This window comes from Kitasatospora sp. NPDC058492, assembly GCF_042720685.1.
Taxonomy (GTDB): domain Bacteria; phylum Actinomycetota; class Actinomycetes; order Streptomycetales; family Streptomycetaceae; genus Kitasatospora.
In genome coordinates, this window is sequence record NZ_JBHXMU010000015.1 from 22,553 (window position 1) to 41,646 (window position 19,094).

General features: G+C 75.0%; 13 protein-coding genes. All 13 read right to left on the reverse strand.

Annotated elements, in window-relative coordinates:
* Positions 1 to 2 precede the first annotated feature (2 nt).
* Positions 3 to 1,973, reverse strand: coding sequence for a non-ribosomal peptide synthetase (locus ACFWPI_RS12570; RefSeq protein ID WP_380373357.1), 1,971 nt, complete (start codon positions 1,971 to 1,973; stop codon positions 3 to 5).
* Positions 1,970 to 2,830, reverse strand: coding sequence for a 3-hydroxyacyl-CoA dehydrogenase family protein (locus ACFWPI_RS12575; protein WP_380373372.1), 861 nt, complete (start codon positions 2,828 to 2,830; stop codon positions 1,970 to 1,972). Before ACFWPI_RS12575 ends, ACFWPI_RS12570 begins: the two co-directional genes overlap by 4 nt.
* A gap of 128 nt (positions 2,831 to 2,958) precedes the next feature.
* Positions 2,959 to 4,179, reverse strand: a complete 1,221-nt coding sequence (locus ACFWPI_RS12580) for an HAD-IIIC family phosphatase (protein ID WP_380373355.1) — start codon at positions 4,177 to 4,179, stop codon at positions 2,959 to 2,961.
* Positions 4,176 to 5,339, reverse strand: a complete 1,164-nt coding sequence (locus ACFWPI_RS12585) for an acyl-CoA dehydrogenase family protein (RefSeq protein ID WP_380373352.1) — start codon at positions 5,337 to 5,339, stop codon at positions 4,176 to 4,178. The genes ACFWPI_RS12580 and ACFWPI_RS12585 overlap by 4 nt, the downstream gene beginning before the upstream one ends.
* Positions 5,323 to 5,604: a phosphopantetheine-binding protein gene (locus ACFWPI_RS12590; protein WP_079135959.1), complete on the reverse strand. Its 282-nt coding sequence runs from the start codon at positions 5,602 to 5,604 to the stop codon at positions 5,323 to 5,325. Before ACFWPI_RS12590 ends, ACFWPI_RS12585 begins: the two co-directional genes overlap by 17 nt.
* Positions 5,601 to 6,623 (reverse strand): 3-oxoacyl-[acyl-carrier-protein] synthase III C-terminal domain-containing protein, encoded by a 1,023-nt coding sequence (locus ACFWPI_RS12595; protein WP_063349716.1) that lies wholly within the window; start codon positions 6,621 to 6,623, stop codon positions 5,601 to 5,603. Before ACFWPI_RS12595 ends, ACFWPI_RS12590 begins: the two co-directional genes overlap by 4 nt.
* Positions 6,624 to 6,725: 102 nt before the next feature.
* A complete protein-coding gene (locus tag ACFWPI_RS12600) occupies positions 6,726 to 8,147 on the reverse strand; it encodes a PLP-dependent aminotransferase family protein (RefSeq protein WP_350880968.1) in 1,422 nt (473 codons plus the stop codon).
* A 139-nt stretch (positions 8,148 to 8,286) separates the two neighbouring features.
* Complete coding sequence (locus ACFWPI_RS12605) at positions 8,287 to 9,990, reverse strand: 2-isopropylmalate synthase (RefSeq protein ID WP_380373348.1); 1,704 nt, start codon at positions 9,988 to 9,990, stop codon at positions 8,287 to 8,289.
* 54 nt (positions 9,991 to 10,044) lie between these two features.
* Entirely contained in the window at positions 10,045 to 10,539 is a 495-nt protein-coding gene (locus tag ACFWPI_RS12610) for a flavin reductase family protein (RefSeq protein WP_380424771.1), read from the reverse strand.
* Between the two features lie 5 nt (positions 10,540 to 10,544).
* Complete coding sequence (locus tag ACFWPI_RS12615; RefSeq protein WP_380373342.1) at positions 10,545 to 11,807, reverse strand: cation:proton antiporter; 1,263 nt, start codon at positions 11,805 to 11,807, stop codon at positions 10,545 to 10,547.
* A 30-nt stretch (positions 11,808 to 11,837) separates the two neighbouring features.
* Positions 11,838 to 13,382 (reverse strand): tryptophan halogenase family protein, encoded by a 1,545-nt coding sequence (locus ACFWPI_RS12620; RefSeq protein WP_380373339.1) that lies wholly within the window; start codon positions 13,380 to 13,382, stop codon positions 11,838 to 11,840.
* A 261-nt stretch (positions 13,383 to 13,643) separates the two neighbouring features.
* Positions 13,644 to 14,417: a thioesterase II family protein gene (locus tag ACFWPI_RS12625; protein ID WP_380373336.1), complete on the reverse strand. Its 774-nt coding sequence runs from the start codon at positions 14,415 to 14,417 to the stop codon at positions 13,644 to 13,646.
* A 55-nt stretch (positions 14,418 to 14,472) separates the two neighbouring features.
* Positions 14,473 to 19,083, reverse strand: coding sequence for an amino acid adenylation domain-containing protein (locus ACFWPI_RS12630; protein ID WP_380373333.1), 4,611 nt, complete (start codon positions 19,081 to 19,083; stop codon positions 14,473 to 14,475).
* Positions 19,084 to 19,094: the final 11 nt, after the last annotated feature.

Here is a 19,094-nt window from a genome sequence, read left to right on the forward strand (position 1 = left end):
CGTCAGACTTCGTACGCGGCGTCGGGCCGGGCGCCGCCCGTGGGCGGTCCGGCCGCCGGGGCGACGGGCTCCCGGGTGGCGGCCTCCGGGGTGGCGGGATCCCGGGTGGCCGCCTCCGGGGTGGCGGCCTCCGGGGCGACGGCCGCGGCCTGCTCGGCGACGGTGCGCAGGTCGAAGAGCCGGCCGACGCGGACGGCGCCGGGCCAGCGGCCTTCGAGGCGCAGGTGGAGTTCGACGATCCGGTGCGAGTTGCCGCCGACGGCGAAGAAGTCGTCGTCCGGTCCGAAGTCGCCGTGCCCGAGGACCTCGGTCCAGTAGCGCGTCACGAGCTGCGGGGCGCCGTCCGCCCCGGCGGGCTCGTCGCGTCCGCCGGGCTCGTCGCGGCCGCAGAGACCGTCCGGCCCGCCGGGCTCGCCGGGGTCTTCGGGGTCTTCGGCGAGCAGGGCGCGCAGCGCCTGGAGGTCGGTCTTGCCGGACGGCGCGAGCGGGAAGCCGGCCACCCGGACGAAGCGCTCCGGCCGGGCCTGGCCGCCGAGCAGGGCGGTGCAGTGCGCCAGCAGTTCGGCGGTGTCCGGCACGGGGGCGGCGGGGTCGGCGGGGAGCCAGCACGCGGCCAGCGCGGTGGCGCCGTCGGGGCCGGTCACGGCGAGGACGGCGGCCTGCCGGACGGCGGGGTGGCGCTCCAGCGCCGCTTCGACGGCCTCGCGTTCGACCCGGACGCCGCGCACCTTGAGCTGCCCGTCGGCCCGGCCGCGGAACACCAGCGCCCCGGTGGGGTCGGCGGAGGCGAGGTCCCCGGTGCGGTACATCCGGGCGCCGGGGGTGGTGGCGAAGGGGTCGGGGAGGAAGCGCAGCGCAGTGTCGGCCGGGCGCCCGGCGTAGCCCTCGGCGACCTGCGGCCCGGCCACGTACAGCTCGCCGGTCCGCCCGGGGCCGACCGGGGCGAGCCGCTCGTCCAGCAGGTGGATCCGGTTGCCCGGGGTGGACCGCCCGATCGGGACGGGGTCGAGCGGCGCGGGCGTGACCGGCTGGGCGAGCACGGTGACGGTGGTCTCGGTGGCGCCGTACTCGTTGACCAGCCGGGTGCCGGGCAGGACGGCCCGGTGCCGCTCGGCCTGCGCTGCCGACAGCGCCTCCCCGCCGACGATCCACTGCCGCAGGTGGGCGTCGGCGCCGGCCAGGTGGGGCAGCACCAGCAGGTGGAACGAGGGCGGGCCGACCGCCACCTCGACCCGGTGGCGGCGGATCAGCGCGGCGGCGGCCTCCGGGTCGGGCAGGGCCCGTTCGTCGGGCAGCACCGCCGTGCCGCCGCCGCAGAGCGTGTGGAACAGCATCAGCAGCGGCGCGTCCCAGGAGAGCCGGGAGGCGGTGAAGGTGGTCGCGGCGGGGTCCTCGGCGCGGGAGGCGACCAGGTGGGCGAGCGCGCCGCGGGAGACCAGGACGGCCTTGGGCTCCCCGGTGGTCCCGGAGGTGGTGACGGCGTAGGCCGGTGCGGTCGGGGGCACCACGGCGTCCGACCGGCCGGCGGCCACCGCCGGAGCAGGGGCCGGTCCGCTCTCGGCCACCGCCGTGACGGGCTGCCCGCAGCCGGCCGTCAGCTCCCGCACGGCGGCGGGCGGGGTGGCCGGGTCGCCGTCGTCGTACACCAGGACGGCGCAGCCGCTGTCGCGCAGCAGGGCGCGCACCATCGCGGCGGGGCGATCGGGTTCCAGGACGCACCAGGCGGCGCCCAGCCGCAGCGCGGCCAGCATGCCGACGACGGTGCGCACGCCCTGGCGGCGGTGGATCAGGACGAGCCGGCCGGGGGCGGCCCCGGCAGCGGCCAGCCGATCGGCCAACGCCTTGGTTTCGACATCGAGTTGACGATACGTCAGACTCTGCTCGCCGACCACCACGGCGGTCCGGTCGGGCAGCGCGCGGACCCGTTCCCGGATCAGGTCGAGCACGTCGATGGCCGGACGGCCGGCGGTCACGGGCGGGTCCCGTAGGCGTGGAAGCCCAGCCCGGTCTTGCGGCCGAAGTGTCCGCGCCGCACCAGGTCGAGCAGCAGGTCGCAGGGCCGGAACCGTTCGTCGCCGGTGGTCTCCAGCAGGACGTCGAGGGTGTCCACGATGGTGTCGAGCCCGATCAGGTCCGCCGTGCGCAGCGGGCCCATGGCGTGGCCGAAGCACTCCTGGAAGATCAGGTCGACGGTCTCCGCGTCGGCCACGCCCTCCTGCACCCGGGCGGCCGCGTCGTTGACCATCGGCATCAGCACCCGGTTGGAGACGAAGCCCGGCGAGTCGCGGACGACGTGGGCGCGGCGGCCGACCCCGGCGAGCAGGGCGAGGGTGGTCTCCAGCGTCCGGGCGGTGGTGGCCGGGCCGCGCACCACCTCGACCGCCTCCTTGAGGTACGCGGGGTTCATGAAGTGCGTGGCGAGCACCCGGTCGGCCCGGTCGGTGTAGGAGGCGAGCCGCTCGACCGGGATCGCCGAGGTGCAGGAGGCGAACACCGCGGCGGGGGCGCAGACCCGGTCGAGCTCCCGGAGCACCTGCTCCTTGACGGCCAGCCGCTCGGAGGCGCACTCCACCACGAAGCCGGCCGCCGCCAGCCGCCCGAACTCGTCCGTCCAGTCGACCAGTTCGACGGTCTCCGCCGCCGAGGGGCGGGCCTCGCCGGGGGTCTCGGCACGAGCCCCACCGGGGGCCGGGCGGCGGCCGAGCAGCCGCGCGGCGCGCAGGCCGTCCCGCAGCCGGCCGGGGCCGGCGTCGAGGGCGGCCCGCTGCCGGTCGACCACCACCACGGGGTGCCCGGCCGCGGCGAAGACCTGGGCGACGGCGGTGCCCATCGTGCCGGCGCCGACGATCCCGACCGGGATCCGGTCGGTGCGGGCCGCCCGGGCCTCGCCTGCCTCGCGGTTCTGGGTGTCTTGCGGGTGCACGGTGTCCTTCCTGGTCACGACGGATTGCGGCCCGGTCACGGCCGGTTCCGGGCCTCGGGGGCCTCAAGGGCGGCAGGGGCGTTGGGCGCCTCGGGGGCCTCGGGAGCGGAGGGGGCCTCGGGGGTGATCAGACGCAGGTGGCCCGGCGGCGAGGGCGGCGGAGCGGCGGGCGGGTAGCCGAGCAGCAGCCGCCCCTCCCCCTCCTGGCCCACCACGGTGAACCCGGCGAACCGGAGGTTCACCAGCATCACCCGGTTGACGTCGGTGGGCACGAACTCGGCCAGCGGGCGGCGCCCTTCGGCGAGCGCCGCGCGCACGACGTGCCCGATCAGCGCCGGCCCGATGCCCCGGGACATCACCCGGCAGGACAGCAGGAGCAGCCGCAGCACCTCGGCCGGCCCGGCCGGGCCGTCGCCTTCCCGGTGCCCGGTCCGCTCGCTCAGCGCGAGGCCGATGGTGCCGTAGTCGCCGAACCGGTCGGTCAGTTCGGCGACCAGCACCCGGTGGTCGGGCGAGTCGCACAGGGCGCGCAGCTCCGTCAGGCCGTAGGTCCGGCCGGTGGTGTTGAGCTGGTGGGTGCGGACGGTGAGCTCGTGGGCGCGGGCGAGGTCGTCCGGACCGGCCTGACGGATCGTCAACTCCAGTTCCAGAGAGGCGAGGAACTCCTCGGGGGTGCCCTGGTGATCCTCCCGGGCCTGGGTGCGGAGCGCCTCGCCGCGGTAGCGCAGCCGGCGTTCGCGGGCGTCGGCGGTGACGAACTCGGGCCGGAACTCCGGCAGTTCGGCCAGCGCGGCGACCTGCTCGGCCGGGTAGCAGCGCACCACGGGGTGGGCGGCGGCCACCTCGGCGCGCTCGACCGGATCGTTGTCGACGAAGGCCACGGTGTCCAGCCCGATGCCGATGGCCTCGGCGATCCGGCGCACCGCGCCCGACTTGGGCCCCCAGCCGATCTCCAGCACGGTGAACAGCTCGTGCAGCCCGAGCCGTTCCAGGTGTGCGGTGGCGACGGCCCGGTCGCTCCGGCTGGCGACGGCGTGCAGGACGCCGCGCTCGTCCAGCGCCCGCAGGGCGGCGGTCGCGGCGGGGAACGGCACCGGATCGTCGCCCTCCAGCACGGTGCCGTCCCAGAGGGTGTCGTCGAGGTCCCAGACCAGGACCTTGACGGTCGGCTCCGCCCTACTCGGCTCCGCCCCACTCCGCTGCGGCCTGCTCTCCTCCGCCCCACTCCGCTGCGGCCCCGGCTGCGGCCCGGTCATCGGCGCACCCCCTGACGCAACAGGCGGTCGGCGATGTGCAGTTCGGCGACCTGCGGGCTGCCCTCGATGATCTCCATCACCTTGGCGTCCCGGTAGAACCGGCCGGCCCGGACGCCGGGCTCGCAGCCCGCCGAGCCGAGGATCTGGACGGCCCGGTCGGCGACCGCCTTCGCCGCCCCGGCCGCCGCGTACTTGGCGACCACGGTCTCGGTGGCGGCGCCCAGCGGCGAGCCGGCCCTGGCCTCGGCGGCCCGCTCGGCCAGCGCCCGGGCGGCCGCCGTGTCGACGGCGGAGCGGGCGAGCAGCGAGCGCACCAGCTGGTGCCCGGCCAGCGGCACGCCGCCCTGGACCCGGCGCGTGGCGTGCTCGGCGGCGTCGGCCAGGCAGGCCTCCGCCATGCCGACGCAGCCCCAGGCCACCGTGAACCGGCCGTGGTCCAGCGCCACGGCGGCGGTGTGGGTCAGGCCCAGCCCGGGCGGCGCCACCAGGTTCTCCCGGGGCACCCGCACCCGGTCGAAGGTGAGGTGGGCGATCCGCGCGGCGCGCAGGCCGAGTTGGCCGCTGACGGGCTCGCGGACGATCCCGGGCCGGTCGGCCTCCACCAGGACGGCCGTCGGGCCGGCGTCGGTGCGCCCCAGCACCAGGAACACGTCGGCGCTCTGCCCGAAGGTCACCCAGCGCTTGGCGCCGGTGACGACCAGCCGTTCGCCGTCGTCCTCGATCCGCGTGCCGACCTCGGCGAGCGCGCTGCCGGCCTCCCGTTCGGTGGCGGCGAAGCCGGCCAGGCGTTCGCCGGAGGCCAGTGCGGGCAGCCACCGCGCGCGCTGCTCCTCGCCGCCCCAGCGCAGCAGCGCCGCGGCCGTCATGCCCTGGACGGTGAGCAGCGCGCGCAGGGCGCCGCAGACGCCGCCCAGGCACGCGACGGCCTCGCCCAGCTGGGCCGGGGTGGCGCCGGCGCCGCCGTGGCGGGCGGGCAGGTCGAGGCCGAGCAGCCCGGCGGCGGCCACCGCGCGGACGGCCTCGTCGGGCAGCGCGCCCTGCTCGTCCCAGCGGGCGGCCTCGTCGCGGACGGCGGCAGCCAGGTCGGCGGCAGCGTCGACCGCCGAAGCCCCCAGGTCGGACGGGGCGGACGGCCTGGTCTCGCTAGCCGTGGGCGGCACAGCCGGCCCCCGTCTCCTCGCCCGTGCCCAGGCCGGCCCGCTTGCGCTCGACCAGCGCGGCGATCCGCTCGGCGGTGCGGAAGGAGTCCAGGTCGAGGTCGTCCACCTCGATCCGGATGTCGAACCGCTCCTCGACGAAGACCACCAGCTCCAGCGCGAACAGCGAGTCCGCGAGCCCCAGTGCGAAGTAGTCCTCGTCCGGCGCCACCGGCCGGCGCAGTGCGACGGTCAGGAACTCCCGTATCTCGATTGCCGTGTCGGTCACGCGGTGCTCTCCCAGGGTCCGATTTCCACCAGCAGCAGGTTCCAGGCCGCCACCGGGCTGACGTTGACCAGGACGACCCGGTCGCCCTCGGCCAGCCGCCCGTTCGCCAGCGCCGTCCAGAGGTTGAGGAAGACGTCGTTCGGCCCCAGGTGGCCGTACCGGGCCAGGTTCTCCCGGCACTCCGGCAGGAGGTCGACGCCCAGCGACTCCGCCAGGAAGCGCAGTCCGCCCGCCGAGAGGTTCTGGCTGGCGTAGCCGGCGACGTCGGCGCGGTCGAGGCCGTGCCGCTTGAGCAGCCGCTCCAGGAGCGCGGTGAGCCGGTTCCTGGTCTCCACCGCGAGCCGGAAGGAGTAGCCGGGCAGGTCCCGGCACTCCTCCTGCCAGCTCTCCCAGGGGCGGTCCCGGTAGTCCACCCGGAAGAGGTCCCAGTACGCGCCGTTGGTCTCCTGGACCAGGTCGAGCACCCGCACCGGGCCGGTGCGGGCGAGCAGCAGGGCCTGCCCGGCGTCCCCGTTGACGGTGACGGGGTGCCGGTAGCGGCCGGGGGTGGCCGGGGTGGAGGCGTGGGCGACCAGGACGTGCCGGACGTCGGGGTCGGCGGCGAGCAGTCCGCGGGCGGCGAGCAGGGCCGGGCCGAGCGAGACGCAGCCGAGGCCGCCGACGCCGAAGGTGACGGCCCGGTCGGCGCCGAGCCGGGCCTGGAGCCTGGTCGCCTCGGAGCTGAGCAGGGTCTCGGGGGCCCGGGAGTCGACGACGATCAGGGCGTCCAGGTCCTGGGCGGCGAGCCCGGCGCCGGCCAGCGCGCTGCGGGCCGCCCGCTCGGCCAGCCCGGTCGGGCCGAGCTCGCGGTCGACGGCCACGGTGTCGATGCCCAGGCCGGCCAGCGTGGTTCTGCGCTCGCCGGCCAGGCCCGCCAGTTCGGGCAGCTCGCCGACCGGCACCCGCTGCTCCGGCAGGTGCCAGGCCGCCTCGCGCACCGCGAGCGGCGCGGGGGCGCCACCCGTCCTCGTCGTCACCATGCCGTGTCCTCGACTCTCCGCTGTCTGTCCGCTGTCCGTCCGGGCGTCCGGCCGTCTCTCGGTGCCGCCCCGGCCGCATTCCGGGCAAAGCCGGGGCGCGGCTCAGGCACTGCGCAGGCAGCCGTCCGCCGCCGACTCGGCGTAGGCCTCCCCCAGTTCCCGCACCGCCTCGGCGACGCCGCTGCGGGGCACCCCGGCGTACCCCACCACCAGGGCCGGCCCGGACTGCCAGGACCGGTGGTGGTACGAGCGGCCGCCGCGCACCAGCACCGAGCGGCGCAGCGCCCGGGCGACCAGCGCGGCCTCGTCCACCCGGTGCGGGAGCTGGACGTAGGCGTGCAGGCCGGCGAAGGCGCCCACGATCCTGGCCCCGGGCAGCCGGCGCCGCACGGCCTCGTGGAAGACCTCGCGGCGGGCCCGCAGCCGTTCGCGCTGGCGCCGCAGGTGCCGGTCGAGTTCGCCGCCGTCCAGCAGTTCGGCGAACGCGTGCTGGGTGAACACGTCGCAGCCGAGGTCCCGTTGGGAGCGGACCTCCTCCAGACGGCGGCGCAGCCGGGGCGGGGCGACCAGCCAGCCCAGCCGCATCCCGGAGGCCAGCGACTTGCTCGCGGTGCCCGCGTAGAGCACCCGGGAGGGGGACAGCCGTTGCAGCGCGGTGGGCCGGCGGCCGTGGTCCAGCCAGAGGTCGCCGTCGTAGTCGTCCTCGATGATCCAGCCGTCCACGTCCTCCGCCCAGCGGACCAGGGCGGCCCGCCGCTCGGCGCTGAGCACGGCGCCGGTGGGGAACTGGTGGGCGGGGGTGACCAGCACCGCGCGGGCGCCGGTGCGGGCGAGCGCGGCCACGTCGATGCCGTGCTCGTCGACCGGGACGGACGGGCAGTCCAGGCCCGACTCGACGATGAACTGGCGCTGCTGCGGGTGGCACGGGTCCTCGACGGCGAGCGCGCCGAGGCCGGTGCGGGGCAGCGTGGCGCAGACCAGGCCGAGCGTCTGGGCGAACCCGGAGACCACCATGACGTGCTCGGGGGTGGTGTGCACGCCGCGCGCCCGCCCGAGGTAGCGGGCGAGTTCGGCGCGCAGCGCCGGGACGCCGGACACCGGCGGGTACCCGAGGTCTCGCGGGCCGAGCCGGCGCGCGGCCCGCTGGTAGGCGGCCAGCCACTCGCGCTGGGGGAAGGCGGAGGCGTCGGCGCCGCCGGCCCGCAGGTCCCAGCGGATCACCGGGGCGGGGCGGGCGTCGCCGAGCAGGGTCGGCATCCGGGTGCCCCGGTCCAGGTGGGTGGCGACCCGGGTGCCCGATCCCCGGGTGGCCTCCAGGTAGCCGCCGGCGACGAGTTGCCCGTAGGCCTCGACGACGACGCTGCGGGACACCCGGAGGTCCTCGGCGAGCTGACGGCTCGACGGCAGCCGGGTGCCGGGGTGCAGCGCCCCCTCGGCGATCTCCCGCTTGATGCCGTCCCGGATCTGGGCGGTCAGCGGGAGCACGTCCTCCCGTGCCACGTCGATCAAGGTGTTCCAGGGCATGTTCGGCTCCTCCCTCCCCCGCCCACGGCGGCCCTGTTGAGCCCTGCGGGCCTGTCCGGCCCGTCGGCCCTGTTCAGCCCTCCGGACCTGCGGACCTGCGGACCTGCTCAGCCCGTCGGCCCGGTCCGGCCCGCCGGCCCTAGCGGGCCTCGGACAGACCGGACCGCTCGGTGTCCAGCAGCGCCCGCAGGGACGCGACCCGGACGGCCCGGCCGACGGCCTCGCCCTCCTCCTGGGCGATGCCGACCCCCCAGTAGGAGTGGGAGTCCACGACGATCTCGAAGGCGGCGGTGACCGCGTTCAGCGGTGCGCCGGCCCGTTCCACGACGAGGCCCTGGATGACGGCGTCGAGCCCGTAGCCGGCCACCGCCTCGGCGGTGGCCCCGCTCCAGCGGGTGTCGCCGGGCTCCGCCGCCAGCGGCTCCGGCTCCGGCAGGCCGGGCACGGTCTCGGTGCCCAGCGCCACGTACCGTTCGACGAAGTGCTCCCACAGCTGGTCGCCGGTGATCTCGCCGCCGATCTCCTCGCAGACCGCCTGCATCTCGGCGGCGAAGTCGATCTGGAGGCGGCGCGGCAGCTCGATGCCGTACTCGGTGCGCAGCAGGTGGGCGATGCCGCCCTTGCCGGACTGGGTGTTGATCCGGATCAGCGCCTGGTAGTCGCGGCCGATGTCGCGCGGGTCGATCGGCAGGTACGGCACGTCCCAGACCTCCTGCCCGGACTCCTCGCGGGCGCGCAGGCCCTTGGCGATGGCGTCCTGGTGGGAGCCGGCGAAGGAGGTGTAGACGAAGTCGCCGGCCCACGGGTGGCGGGCGGGGACGGGCATCTGGTTGCAGCTCTCGACGATGCGGCGGATGCCGTCGATGTCGCTCAGGTCCAGCATCGGGTCGACGCCCTGGGAGAACAGGTTCATGGCCAGGGTGACCAGACAGACGTTGCCGGAGCGCTCGCCGTTGCCGAACAGGGTGCCCTCGACCCGGTCGGCCCCGGCGAGGACGGCGAGTTCGGCGGCGGCGACGCCGCTGCCGCGGTCGTTGTGCGGGTGCACGCTGAGGATGGTGCGCTCGCGGTGGAGCAGGTTGCGGTGGGTGTACTCGATCCGGTCGGCGAACTCCTGCGGCGGGAACACCTCGACGGTGGAGGGCAGGTTGATCCGCAGCGTGTGCGCGGCCCGCGGGGCCCAGAAGTCGAGGACGGCGTTGCAGAGTTCGAGCGCGTAGTCCGGCTCGGTCTGGGTGTAGGACTCCGGCGCGTACTGGAGGTAGATCTCCGTGCCGGGGATCGAGTCCTGGAGTTTGAGGGCCTGTTCGGCCCCGTCGAGCGCCATGGCGGTGGTCTGCCGGCGGTCCTTGCGGAAGACCAGGCGGCGCTGGACCTCCGAGGTCGGGTTGAAGATCTGGAGGACGGCGCGGGGCACGCCCTCCAGGGCCTTGACGGTGCGTTCGATGAAGTCGCCGCGGATCGGCGTCATGACCTGGACGACGACGTCGTCCGGGATCGCGCCGGTGTCGACGAGGTGGCGGAGGAAGGCGTGGTCGTCCTGCGAGGAGGTGGGGAAGCCGACCTCGATCTCCTTGAACCCCATGGCGACCAGCAGGTCGAACATCCGCCGCTTGCGGGTGATGTCCATGGGGTCGGTCAGGGCCTGGTTGCCGTCCCGCAGGTCGACGCTGCACCACAGCGGGGCCTGTTCCGCGCGGCGGCCCGGCCAGCCGCGGTCGGGCAGCCCGACCGCCTGGTACGGCTGGTACTTCCGGACCGGCATCGCGCTGTGGCGCTGGATGCCCTGGTCGCGGGCGGGTGTGCCCTGCGGCGTGTCCGCGTCGGTGGGTTGAGCGGTCATCTCTCCTCCACAACGGTGGTCTGGGCGTCTTGTGGGGACGCTCTGCTAGCTCTGCTAGGCGGGCCAGGAGCTGAACTGTCTCCTCCCGTAGAGCAGCGGCGACGCGTCGCTGAGCTCGGTGATCCGGATGACCTCGCCGAAGACCATCCGCTGGCCGCCGACGGGGACCAGCTGGCTGACCCGGCAGTCGGCCACCGCGTGGGCGTCGTGGACGAGGTGGGGTCCGCCGGCGCCGGGGGGCAGCCGCCAGGTGGTGGCGTCGAACCGGTCCGGGTCGCCGGAGGCGAACAGTTCGGCGGTGCCGCGGCCCTCGGCGTGCAGCAGGTTCACCGCGAACTGGCCGCTGCGCAGCACGGCCCTCAGGGTCGGGCTCTCCGCCCGCATGCCGACCAGCAGGGTGGGCGGTTCGACGGTGACGCTGCACAGGGCGGAGCAGGTCATGCCCCAGGGCCGGCCGGCGTCGTCCAGCGAGGTGACGATGGCGACGCCGCTCGGGAAGCCGGACATGAAGGTCCGGAAGTCGGAGGGGGTTGAGGTGACGAGTTCCACGTGATTCACCGCTCGACTGGGTAGGGGACCGGCTCCGCGGTCCGGGGCGCGTCCACGCTCGCCGTGCGCCGGTCGATGACCCACAGCAGCGGGCCGCTGAGCACCGTCGTGAACAGGGCCATCACGACGAGGGCGAGGAAGAGCGCCGGGGTGAGGATCCCGGCCTGGTAACCCGTCTGGAGGACGGCGAGCTCGGTCAGGCCGCGGGCGTTGAGGAACACCGCGATCCGCATGCTCTCCACCGGGGGCCGGCCGGCCGCCCGGGCGCCGTAGTAGCTGCCGACCAGCTTGCCGAAGATCGCGAGCACCACGGACAGGACGACGGCCTGCCAGGAGAACACGCTGAGCGGCGCCGAGGCGAGGCCCATGCCGGTCACCGTGAACAGCAGCGGCAGCACGATCCGGCCCCAGCCGCCGACGGTGTGGGCGGCCCTGGTCCAGGGGCCCGCGCCGTCGTCGCCCGGCAGCGCCAGGGCGACCAGGACGGCGCCGAGCACATCGGTGAGGCCCAGCCGCGAGGTGGTCAGGGCGGCGGCCACGGCCGCAACGGCGGTCAGCCCGATCGGCACCGCCACCGGGATCCGCTCGGCCCAGGCCCGGGGCCCGGGCAGGGCCCCGGCCCGGCGGATCAGCCAGGCGCCCAGCAGGCCGACGACGAACACCAGGTACGGGGTGATCTTCCCGCCGCCGTGCGCCAGGCCGACCGCGATCGCCAGCAGCGACCAGGTGACGGCGTCGATGGAGACCGCGACCGCCATGCAGAGCCGGCCGATCGCGGTGTTGAGCATGCCGCGGTCGTCCAGGATGCCGGCCAGCACCGGGACGGCGGTGACCGCCAGCGCGATCGCCAGCATCAGGACCAGCACCCCGGCCGGGGCGCCGCCGCGCAGCGCCGGGGAGCCGTCGGCCAGCACCCACGCGGCGAACGCGACGCCGCAGCCGAGCGGCAGCAGCAGCGAGCCCACGGCGGTCAGTGCGATGCTGCGCCCGCCCAGCCGGCTGCCGCCGGCCCGGATCTCGTGGACGGCGCCCACCAGGAAGAGCGCGAGGCCGAGGTGGCCCGCCTTCTCCAGGACGGCCCCGCCGTCCATGGTGGCCGGCTTCCAGTGCCACTGGCTCGCCAGCAGCGCCCCGAGCAGGAGGCAGGCCATGATCTCGCCGACGATCTCCGGCTGCCGCAGCAGCTTCGCCAGCCGGCGTCCGAGCAGTGCCACGGGGACGAGCAGAGCGAGCGTCACCGCGGCCGGTACGTACGGAAGACTGTCCATGGTGCCTCCTTTCTCGGGGCGCCGAAGGGGTCAGTGCATCTGGGCGAGGTACTCGTACTGGCTGGGCAGGCGCTTCAGGAGCTCGGCGGACTGGTCGCTCAGCAGCTGGAACTCCTTCTCCGCGCGGCTGCCGTCCTGCAGGGCGAGTGCGGGCGGGGCCTTGAGCTCGATGCCGCCGAGGCCGAGCAGCATGGCCAGGTAGGAGTAGGACTCGAACCCGTGGAAGTGCGGGAAGATGGTGGCCTCCGTCGGAGGCTTGGCCTTCCACAGCTCGATCCGCTCGGCCAGGCCGTCGGGCATCACCCGGGTCTTGGCGTCCCGCCAGTAGGCGTTGTCCTCGCGGGCCGCGGCCTTGTAGTGCAGGACGAGGAACTCCCGTACGCCGTCGATGGTGTTGCCGACGATGCGGTTGTAGGAGCGGCGCAGCCCCGGGTCCCAGTCGGCGTCCGGGAAGTGCTTGACCAGTTCCTCGATGCCCTGCTGGATGAAGAAGATGCCGGTCGACTCCAGGGGCTCGACGAAGCCGCTGGACAGGCCGATGGCGACGCAGTTGTTGACCCAGGCGTTGCGGGTGCGGCCGATCCGCATCCTGATGTGGTTGGCCTCCAGGCCCTCCGACTCCGGGCCGACCTTGGCCCGCAGCGTGGCCTCGGCCTCCTCGGGCGTCGCGTACTCGTCGGAGTAGACGTAGCCGGTGCCGATGCGGCCGAACAGCGGGATGGTCCAGATCCAGCCGGCGTCCGAGGCGGTGGCGGTGGTGCAGGGGCGCAGGCCGCGCTTCTCCATGTCGACCGGGACGCGCAGCGCCACCGCGCGGTTGTTGGGCAGGGTGTCCTGGAAGGAGGTGAACGGCTCCTCCAGGGTCTGGTTGATCAGCAGGCCGCGGAAGCCGGTGCAGTCGATGAAGAGGTCGCCCTCGATCAGGCCGTGCTCCTTGGTGCGCACGCCGCTGATCCAGCCGCGGTCGTCCTGGACGACCTCGACGACGTCGTCCTCGATGTGCTTGGCGCCGCGCTCGGTGGCGTACCCGGAGAGGAAGTCGGCGAGCAGCGAGGCGTCGAACTGGTAGGCGTACGGGAACTGGGTGTCCTGCTCCGTGAGGGTGTCGCGCTCGGTCGTGTTGCCGCCCTCCTTGAAGTCCTGCTCGAAGAGGGTGCCGTCGAGGTAGCGCGGGGACTTCTCGGCGTCGCAGATCGCGGCCATCAGGAACACGTCCTGGTCGAAGCGGTCGCCGGAGCGGCTGTTCAGCCACCAGTCGGTGAGCGGCAGGCCGTCGACGACCCGGAGGCGCTCGAAGGGGTGGTAGAAGTAGTGGCCCTTGCGCCGCCAGTTCTCGAATCGGATGCCCAGCTTGTAGGTGGCATTGCACTTGGGCATCCAGACGTGCTCCGGCAGGCCCAGGTAGTTGAAGAAATGCCGGACGGTGCTGAAGGTCGCCTCGCCGACCCCGATGGACTTGATTCGCTTGGATTCCACCAGCGTGACGGAAATGCGATCGCCGAATGCGGCGCGCAGGTACGAGGCGGTCATCCAACCGGATGTCCCACCACCGACGATGACGACGTTGCCCAGCATTCCTGACCCTCTCAGCCGGTCGTTCAACCCGGAGCCCCGGGCTGTCCCATGGCTCGAAATCCTGCGGCAGCGGAGCCTCCGGAAAACAGGCTTTTAAGCCTCAGCGGAAACACGCACTCCAGCGCGTCCCGGCCTTCGCCGGGTGTTTTCCGGCATGCCGAACAGATGACACCCGATGGTTGGGGGTGCCATCTGTTCGGCGGAACTCGCCGGAATTCGGCGGGGGTTCGGCAGTGGCTGAGCCTGACCGGCCGGGCCGGCTCAGCCACCGTCCAGCAGGTAGTCGTGCAGCAGGGAGATGACCCGGGCCCGCTGCGCGGTCAGGTAGAAGTGCCCGCCGGGCAGCACGTGGAACGCGAACTCCTTGCCGGCCAGCGCCTCCCAGCCGCGGGCCCGCTCGACGCTCACCGTGACGTCGGAGTCCCCGGTGAGCACCACGACCCCGCAGTCCACCGGGCGCAGCGCGGTGGGCCGGTAGGAGTCGATCAGCAGGTAGTCGTTGCGCAGGATCGGCAGCACCATCTCCCGGATGTCCGGGTCGTCGAAGATCGACATCTGGGTCCCGCCGTGGCCCGCGACCGTGGCGAGGAGCTCGTCGTCGCCGCGGGGCAGGGCCGGCGCCCGCCCGGCCGGTCCGTCGCCGGAGCCGGCCGGCGTCTGCGGCGGCGGGTAGCCGGAGAGCACCAGCCGGGCCACCGGCAGGCCCTGCGCGTGCAGGGACTGCACGGTCTCGTACGCGAGCAGCGCGCCCATGCTGTGGCCGAAGACGACCGTCTCGACGCCGGGGCGGTCGGTCTCCAGCAGCGCCTGCGTCAGCTGGGCCACCAGGGTCGCGGCGTCCTGGACGAAGGGGTCCTCGATCCGCTCCTCCCGCCCCGGGTACTGGACGAGCTGGAGTTCGACGGCCGCCGAGAGGTGGTTGGCCCAGGGCCGGTAGAAGCCCGCGCTGCCGCCGGCGTGCGGCAGGCAGACCAGCCGCCGGGTCGCCTCCGGGCGCGGCCGGGGGATCACCAGCCAGGGTTGGTCGTCGTTCAAACGGTCACTTCCTTCCGTCGGCCCCGCGGGGCCGTGTCCGTACCGGCCCGGCCGGTCATCCGCAGGCCCGGACGATCTCGCGCAGGGCCTCGTGCATGCGCTGGAGCAGGGCGGTGGCCGCCGCCTCGTCGAACCGGCCGCCCGCGTACACGCAGGACAGCTCCATCCGGCCGCCCTCGACCGCGGCGGCGACGTCCAGCTCGTAGGTGCGGGTCTCGCCCGGCTCGTGGTCGCCGCCGCCGTGGTCCAGGTGGCGCAGGATCAGCCGGTCCCCCTCTGGCAGCTGGTTGTCCCACTGGCCGAGGTAGTTGAAGCCGATCCGGGCCCTGGGCGCGGGGACCAGCAGGTCCTCCCGGGCCTCGGCGGCCGCCGCCAGCCGCAGGACGCCGTGGCCGATACCGCGGCGCGGGACGGCCCGCAGCCGGCGCTTGGCCACCCGGACGGCGGCGGTCGGCGCCAGCTCCGCGGGCACGTCGAGCAGCACCGGGTAGATCGTGGTGAACCAGCCGACGGTGCGGGACAGGTCGACGCCGTCCAGGATCTCCTCGCGGCCGTGCCCCTCCAGGTCGATCACGGTGCCGCCGTCGCCGGCGTGGCCCTGGGCGGCGAGCGCCTGGGCGAGGGCGGTCAGCAGCACCTCGTGGACCTGCGCGCGCAGCACGCCGGGCACCCGGCGCAGCAGCGCCTCCGTCTCGTCCCCGGTCAGGGTGTGCCGCGCGGTGCGGCGGTCGCCGAACAGGCCGGTGTCCAGGGGCTCCCCGGCGGGCTCGGGCAGCGACCGCCAGTGCGCCAGCTCGTCGTCGAAGCCGCCGGTCAGGGCGTGCTCGCGCAGTCGGCGGGACCACTGGCCGAAGGAGGTGGAACGCGCGGCGGGCCGGGCGGGCCGGCCGGCCGCCAGGTCGGCGTAGGCGGAGCGCAGGTCGTCGAGCAGGATGCGCCAGGAGACGCCGTCGACCACCAGGTGGTGCGCGGTGAGGAACAGCCGGGCCGGGCGGTCCGGCCCGAGGTCGGCCAGGACGGCGCGCAGCAGCGGCCCGTCGGCCAGCCGCAGGCCGCTCTGGGCCTGCCGGAACGCCTCGGTGGCGCGCTCCTCGGCGTCCGGCGCCCCGGCGAGGTCGAGCCGCTGGAAGTCCCAGCAGCCGTCGGCCTCGGCCGCCACCTCCTGGGACCAGGCGCCCTCGGCGTCGCGGGTGTAGCGGGCGCGCAGCATGTCGTGCTGCCCGACCAGCGCGGCCAGGGCGGCGCGCAGGGCCTCGGTGTCGGTGCCCGGGACGAGTTCGAACAGCAGCGACTGGTTGAAGTGGCCCGGGTTGACGGTGTGGTGCTCGAAGAACCACTGCTGCACGGCGGTCAGCGGCACGGGCCCGGTGGCGTACGGGTCCTCCTCGGCCGGCCCGCTCTCCCCCGTCCCGGCGGCCTTGGCGAGCGCGGCGACGGTCTTGTGCTGGAAGAGGTCCCGGGCGGTGAAGTGCAGGCCCTCCTGGCGGGCCCGGGCGACCACCTGGGTGGAGAGGATGGAGTCGCCGCCGAGCAGGAAGAAGTCGTCCTCGGCGCCGACGTCCTCGATGCCCAGCACCGAGCGGAACACCTCGGCCAGCGCGGTCTCCACCGGGCCCTTCGGCGGGGTGGAGACCCTGGTCAGGGCCTCCCGGGCGTCCGGCAGGGCGTCCCGGTCGACCTTGCCGTTGGTGGTGAGCGGCATCGCGTCCATCGGGATCAGCGCGGCCGGCACCATGAAGGCGGGCAGTTCCTCGGTCAGGGCCTCGCGGACCTCGCGGACCGCCTCGCCCCGGTCGCGGCCGGGCGCGGCGACCAGGTAGCCGACGAGCTGCTTGCCGCGGTCGCTCTCGCGGACCACCACGGCGGCCTGGTCGACCGCGGGGTGGCGCTGCATGGCCGACTCGATCTCGCCGGGCTCGACCCGGAAGCCGCGGATCTTGACCTGGTCGTCGGCCCGGCCGCGGAAGTCGATCCGCCCGTCGGGCAGCCAGGCGCCGAGGTCGCCGGTGCGGTAGAGCCGGGCCCCGGGGTCGTCCGCGAAGGGGTGCGGGACGAACCGCTGCTCGGTCAGCTCCGGGCGGCCCAGGTAGCCCTGGGCGACGCCGCGGCCGCCGAGGTGGATCTCGCCGGTGACGGCGGGCGGCACCGGGTTGCCGTGCGGGTCCAGCAGGTAGACCTCGGTGTTGGGCAGCGGCCGGCCGATCGACAGCCGGCTGCCGGCCTCCTCGTCCTGGACCTCGAACATGGTGGCGCCGACGGTGTTCTCGGTCGGGCCGTAGCCGTTGATGAAGCGGTGTACCCGCGACCACTTGCGGGCCAGGCCGACCGGGCACCGGTCGCCGACGGCGAGCACCACCGAGCCTGCGGGCAGCGCCTCGGGCTCGACCGCCGCGAGGGCCGCGGGCGGCAGCGCGAGGACGGTGGGCCGGCCTCCCGCCATGGCGCGCAGCTGCTCGCTGCCCAGCGCCTCGGACTCGTTCGCCGGGAGGGCGAGCGCCGCGCCGGAGACCAGGGCGAGGAAGGTCTCCCAGACCGCGCCGTCGAAGCTGGGCGAGGAGAGCTGGGTCACCGTGTTCTCGGGGCCGGTGCCGACGATCAGCCGGGAGGCGTTGACGACGTTGGTCAGGCCGCCGTGGCCCAGCAGCACGCCCTTGGGCGTCCCGGTGGAGCCGGAGGTGTAGACGATGTAGGCGAGCGCGTCCGGCCCCACCCGGTCGCCCTCGGGCACCGGTCCGGTGTGCGCGTCGAGCTGCGGGCGCAGGTCCTCCAGGATCAGCGGCTCGGCGGCGGACTCGCCCGCGTCGGCGGCCAGCGCGCGTTCGGTGAAGACGAACCGGGCGCCGGTCTCGGCCAGCATCAGCTCCCGGCGGGCGGCCGGGAAGCGCGGGTTCAGCGGCAGGAAGGCGGCGCCGGCCTTGAGCACCGCGAGGGTGGCGGCCACCTGGTCGGGGCCGCGCTCGCAGCACACGCCGACGACGTCGCCGGGGCGGGTGCCGCGGGAGCGCAGCAGCTCGGCCAACAGCCCGGCCCGGCGGTCGAGTTCGGCGTAGCTGAGGCGCTCGTCGCCGCGCACCACCGCGAGGCCGTCGGGGCGTTCGGCGGCCCGCTTGGCCACCAGCAGGTGCACCGGGTCCTGTTCGGGGAAGGCCACCGGGTTGCGGGCCCAGTCCACGGTGAGCCGGTTGTGCTGCTTCGGGTCGAGCAGGTCGAGCCGGCCCAGCTCCTGGTCGGGGTCGGCGGCGATCGAGCCGAGCAGGGTGGTCAGGTGGCCGGCGAAGCGGCGCACCGTGGCCTCGTCGTACAGGTCGGTGCTGTACTCCAGGGCGGACCAGAGGCTGCCGTCGGGGCGCTCCTCGAAGGCCACCACGAGGTCGAAGCCGGTGCTCGCCTGCGGCAGGGCGAGCTGCTCCATGGTCAGCCCGGGCAGGTCGAGGGTCGCCTCGGGGGCGTTCTGCAGGACGATGAGCACCTGGGCGAGCGGCATCCGGCTGGGGTCGCGCTCGGGCTGGACGGCGTCCACCACCCGCTCGAACGGGACCTCCGCGTGGTCGAAGCCGGCCAGCACGGTGTCGCGGACCTGGCCCAGGAAGTCCCGGAAGCCCAGGCCCGGCTCGGTCCGGGCGCGCAGCACCAGGGTGTTGAGGAACAGGCCGACCAGGTCGGCGAGTTCGGGCTCGTCGCGGCCGGCCACCGGGGTGCCGATCGCGACGTCCTCCTGCCGGGAGAGCCGGGCCAGCAGCAGCTGGGTGGCCGCGGTGAGCGTCATGAACAGCGTCGCCGCGGCGGACTCGGTGAGCTCGCGCAGCCCGGCGACGGTCTCCGCCGGGACGCTGAACTCGTGGAAGGCGCCCGCCCCGGTGGGCACGGCGGGGCGCTGCCGGTCGGTCGGCAGCTCCAGCACGGGGACGCCGTCGAGCTGCTCGCGCCAGTAGTCGAGCTGCTCGTCGAGCCGCCCGCCGGAGGCCCGCTCGCGCTGCCACACCGAGTAGTCCGCGTACTGCGGCCCCGTCGCGGGCAGGTCGGGTTCGCGGCCCTGGAGCGCGGCCGCGTAGTACTGGCCCAGCTCGCGGGTGACGATCGACAGCGACCAGCCGTCGTGCGCGATGTGGTGGATGCTCAGGACGAGCACGTGCTCGCGGTCGGAGAGCCGGACGAGGAGGGTCCGCAGCACCGGGCCGGTGCGCAGGTCGAAGGGCCGGCCGGCCTCCTCGCGGACCAGTCGCAGCAGTTCCTCCTCCCGCTCCTCGGGCGTCCCGCCGCCGGCCTCCACGACCGGCAGCGGGATGTCCACGCTCGGGTGCGGGACCTGCACCGGGACGCCGTCCACCTGGTCGTAGGTGGTGCGCAGCGCCTCGTGCCGGTCGACGACGGCGGCCAGCGCGCCCTGCAGCGCGGCGCGGTCGAGGTCGCCGCGCAGCCGCAGCGCGAAGGAGGAGTTGTAGCCGACCGACTCCGGGTCGAACTCGTACAGGAACCACATCCGCTGCTGGGCGAAGGACATCGGCAGCGGGCGGTCGCGGTCGGCGGGGCGCAGCGCGGTGCTCGCGGCAGCCTCGGGGGCGGGCGTCTCGGCGCCCGCCAGGCGGTCCCGCAGCAGGGCCCGCAGGTGCTCGGGCAGGGCCGCTATGCGGTCCTCGCGGGACGTGGACGTCTGGGTTTCACTCATGTCGGCTGCCC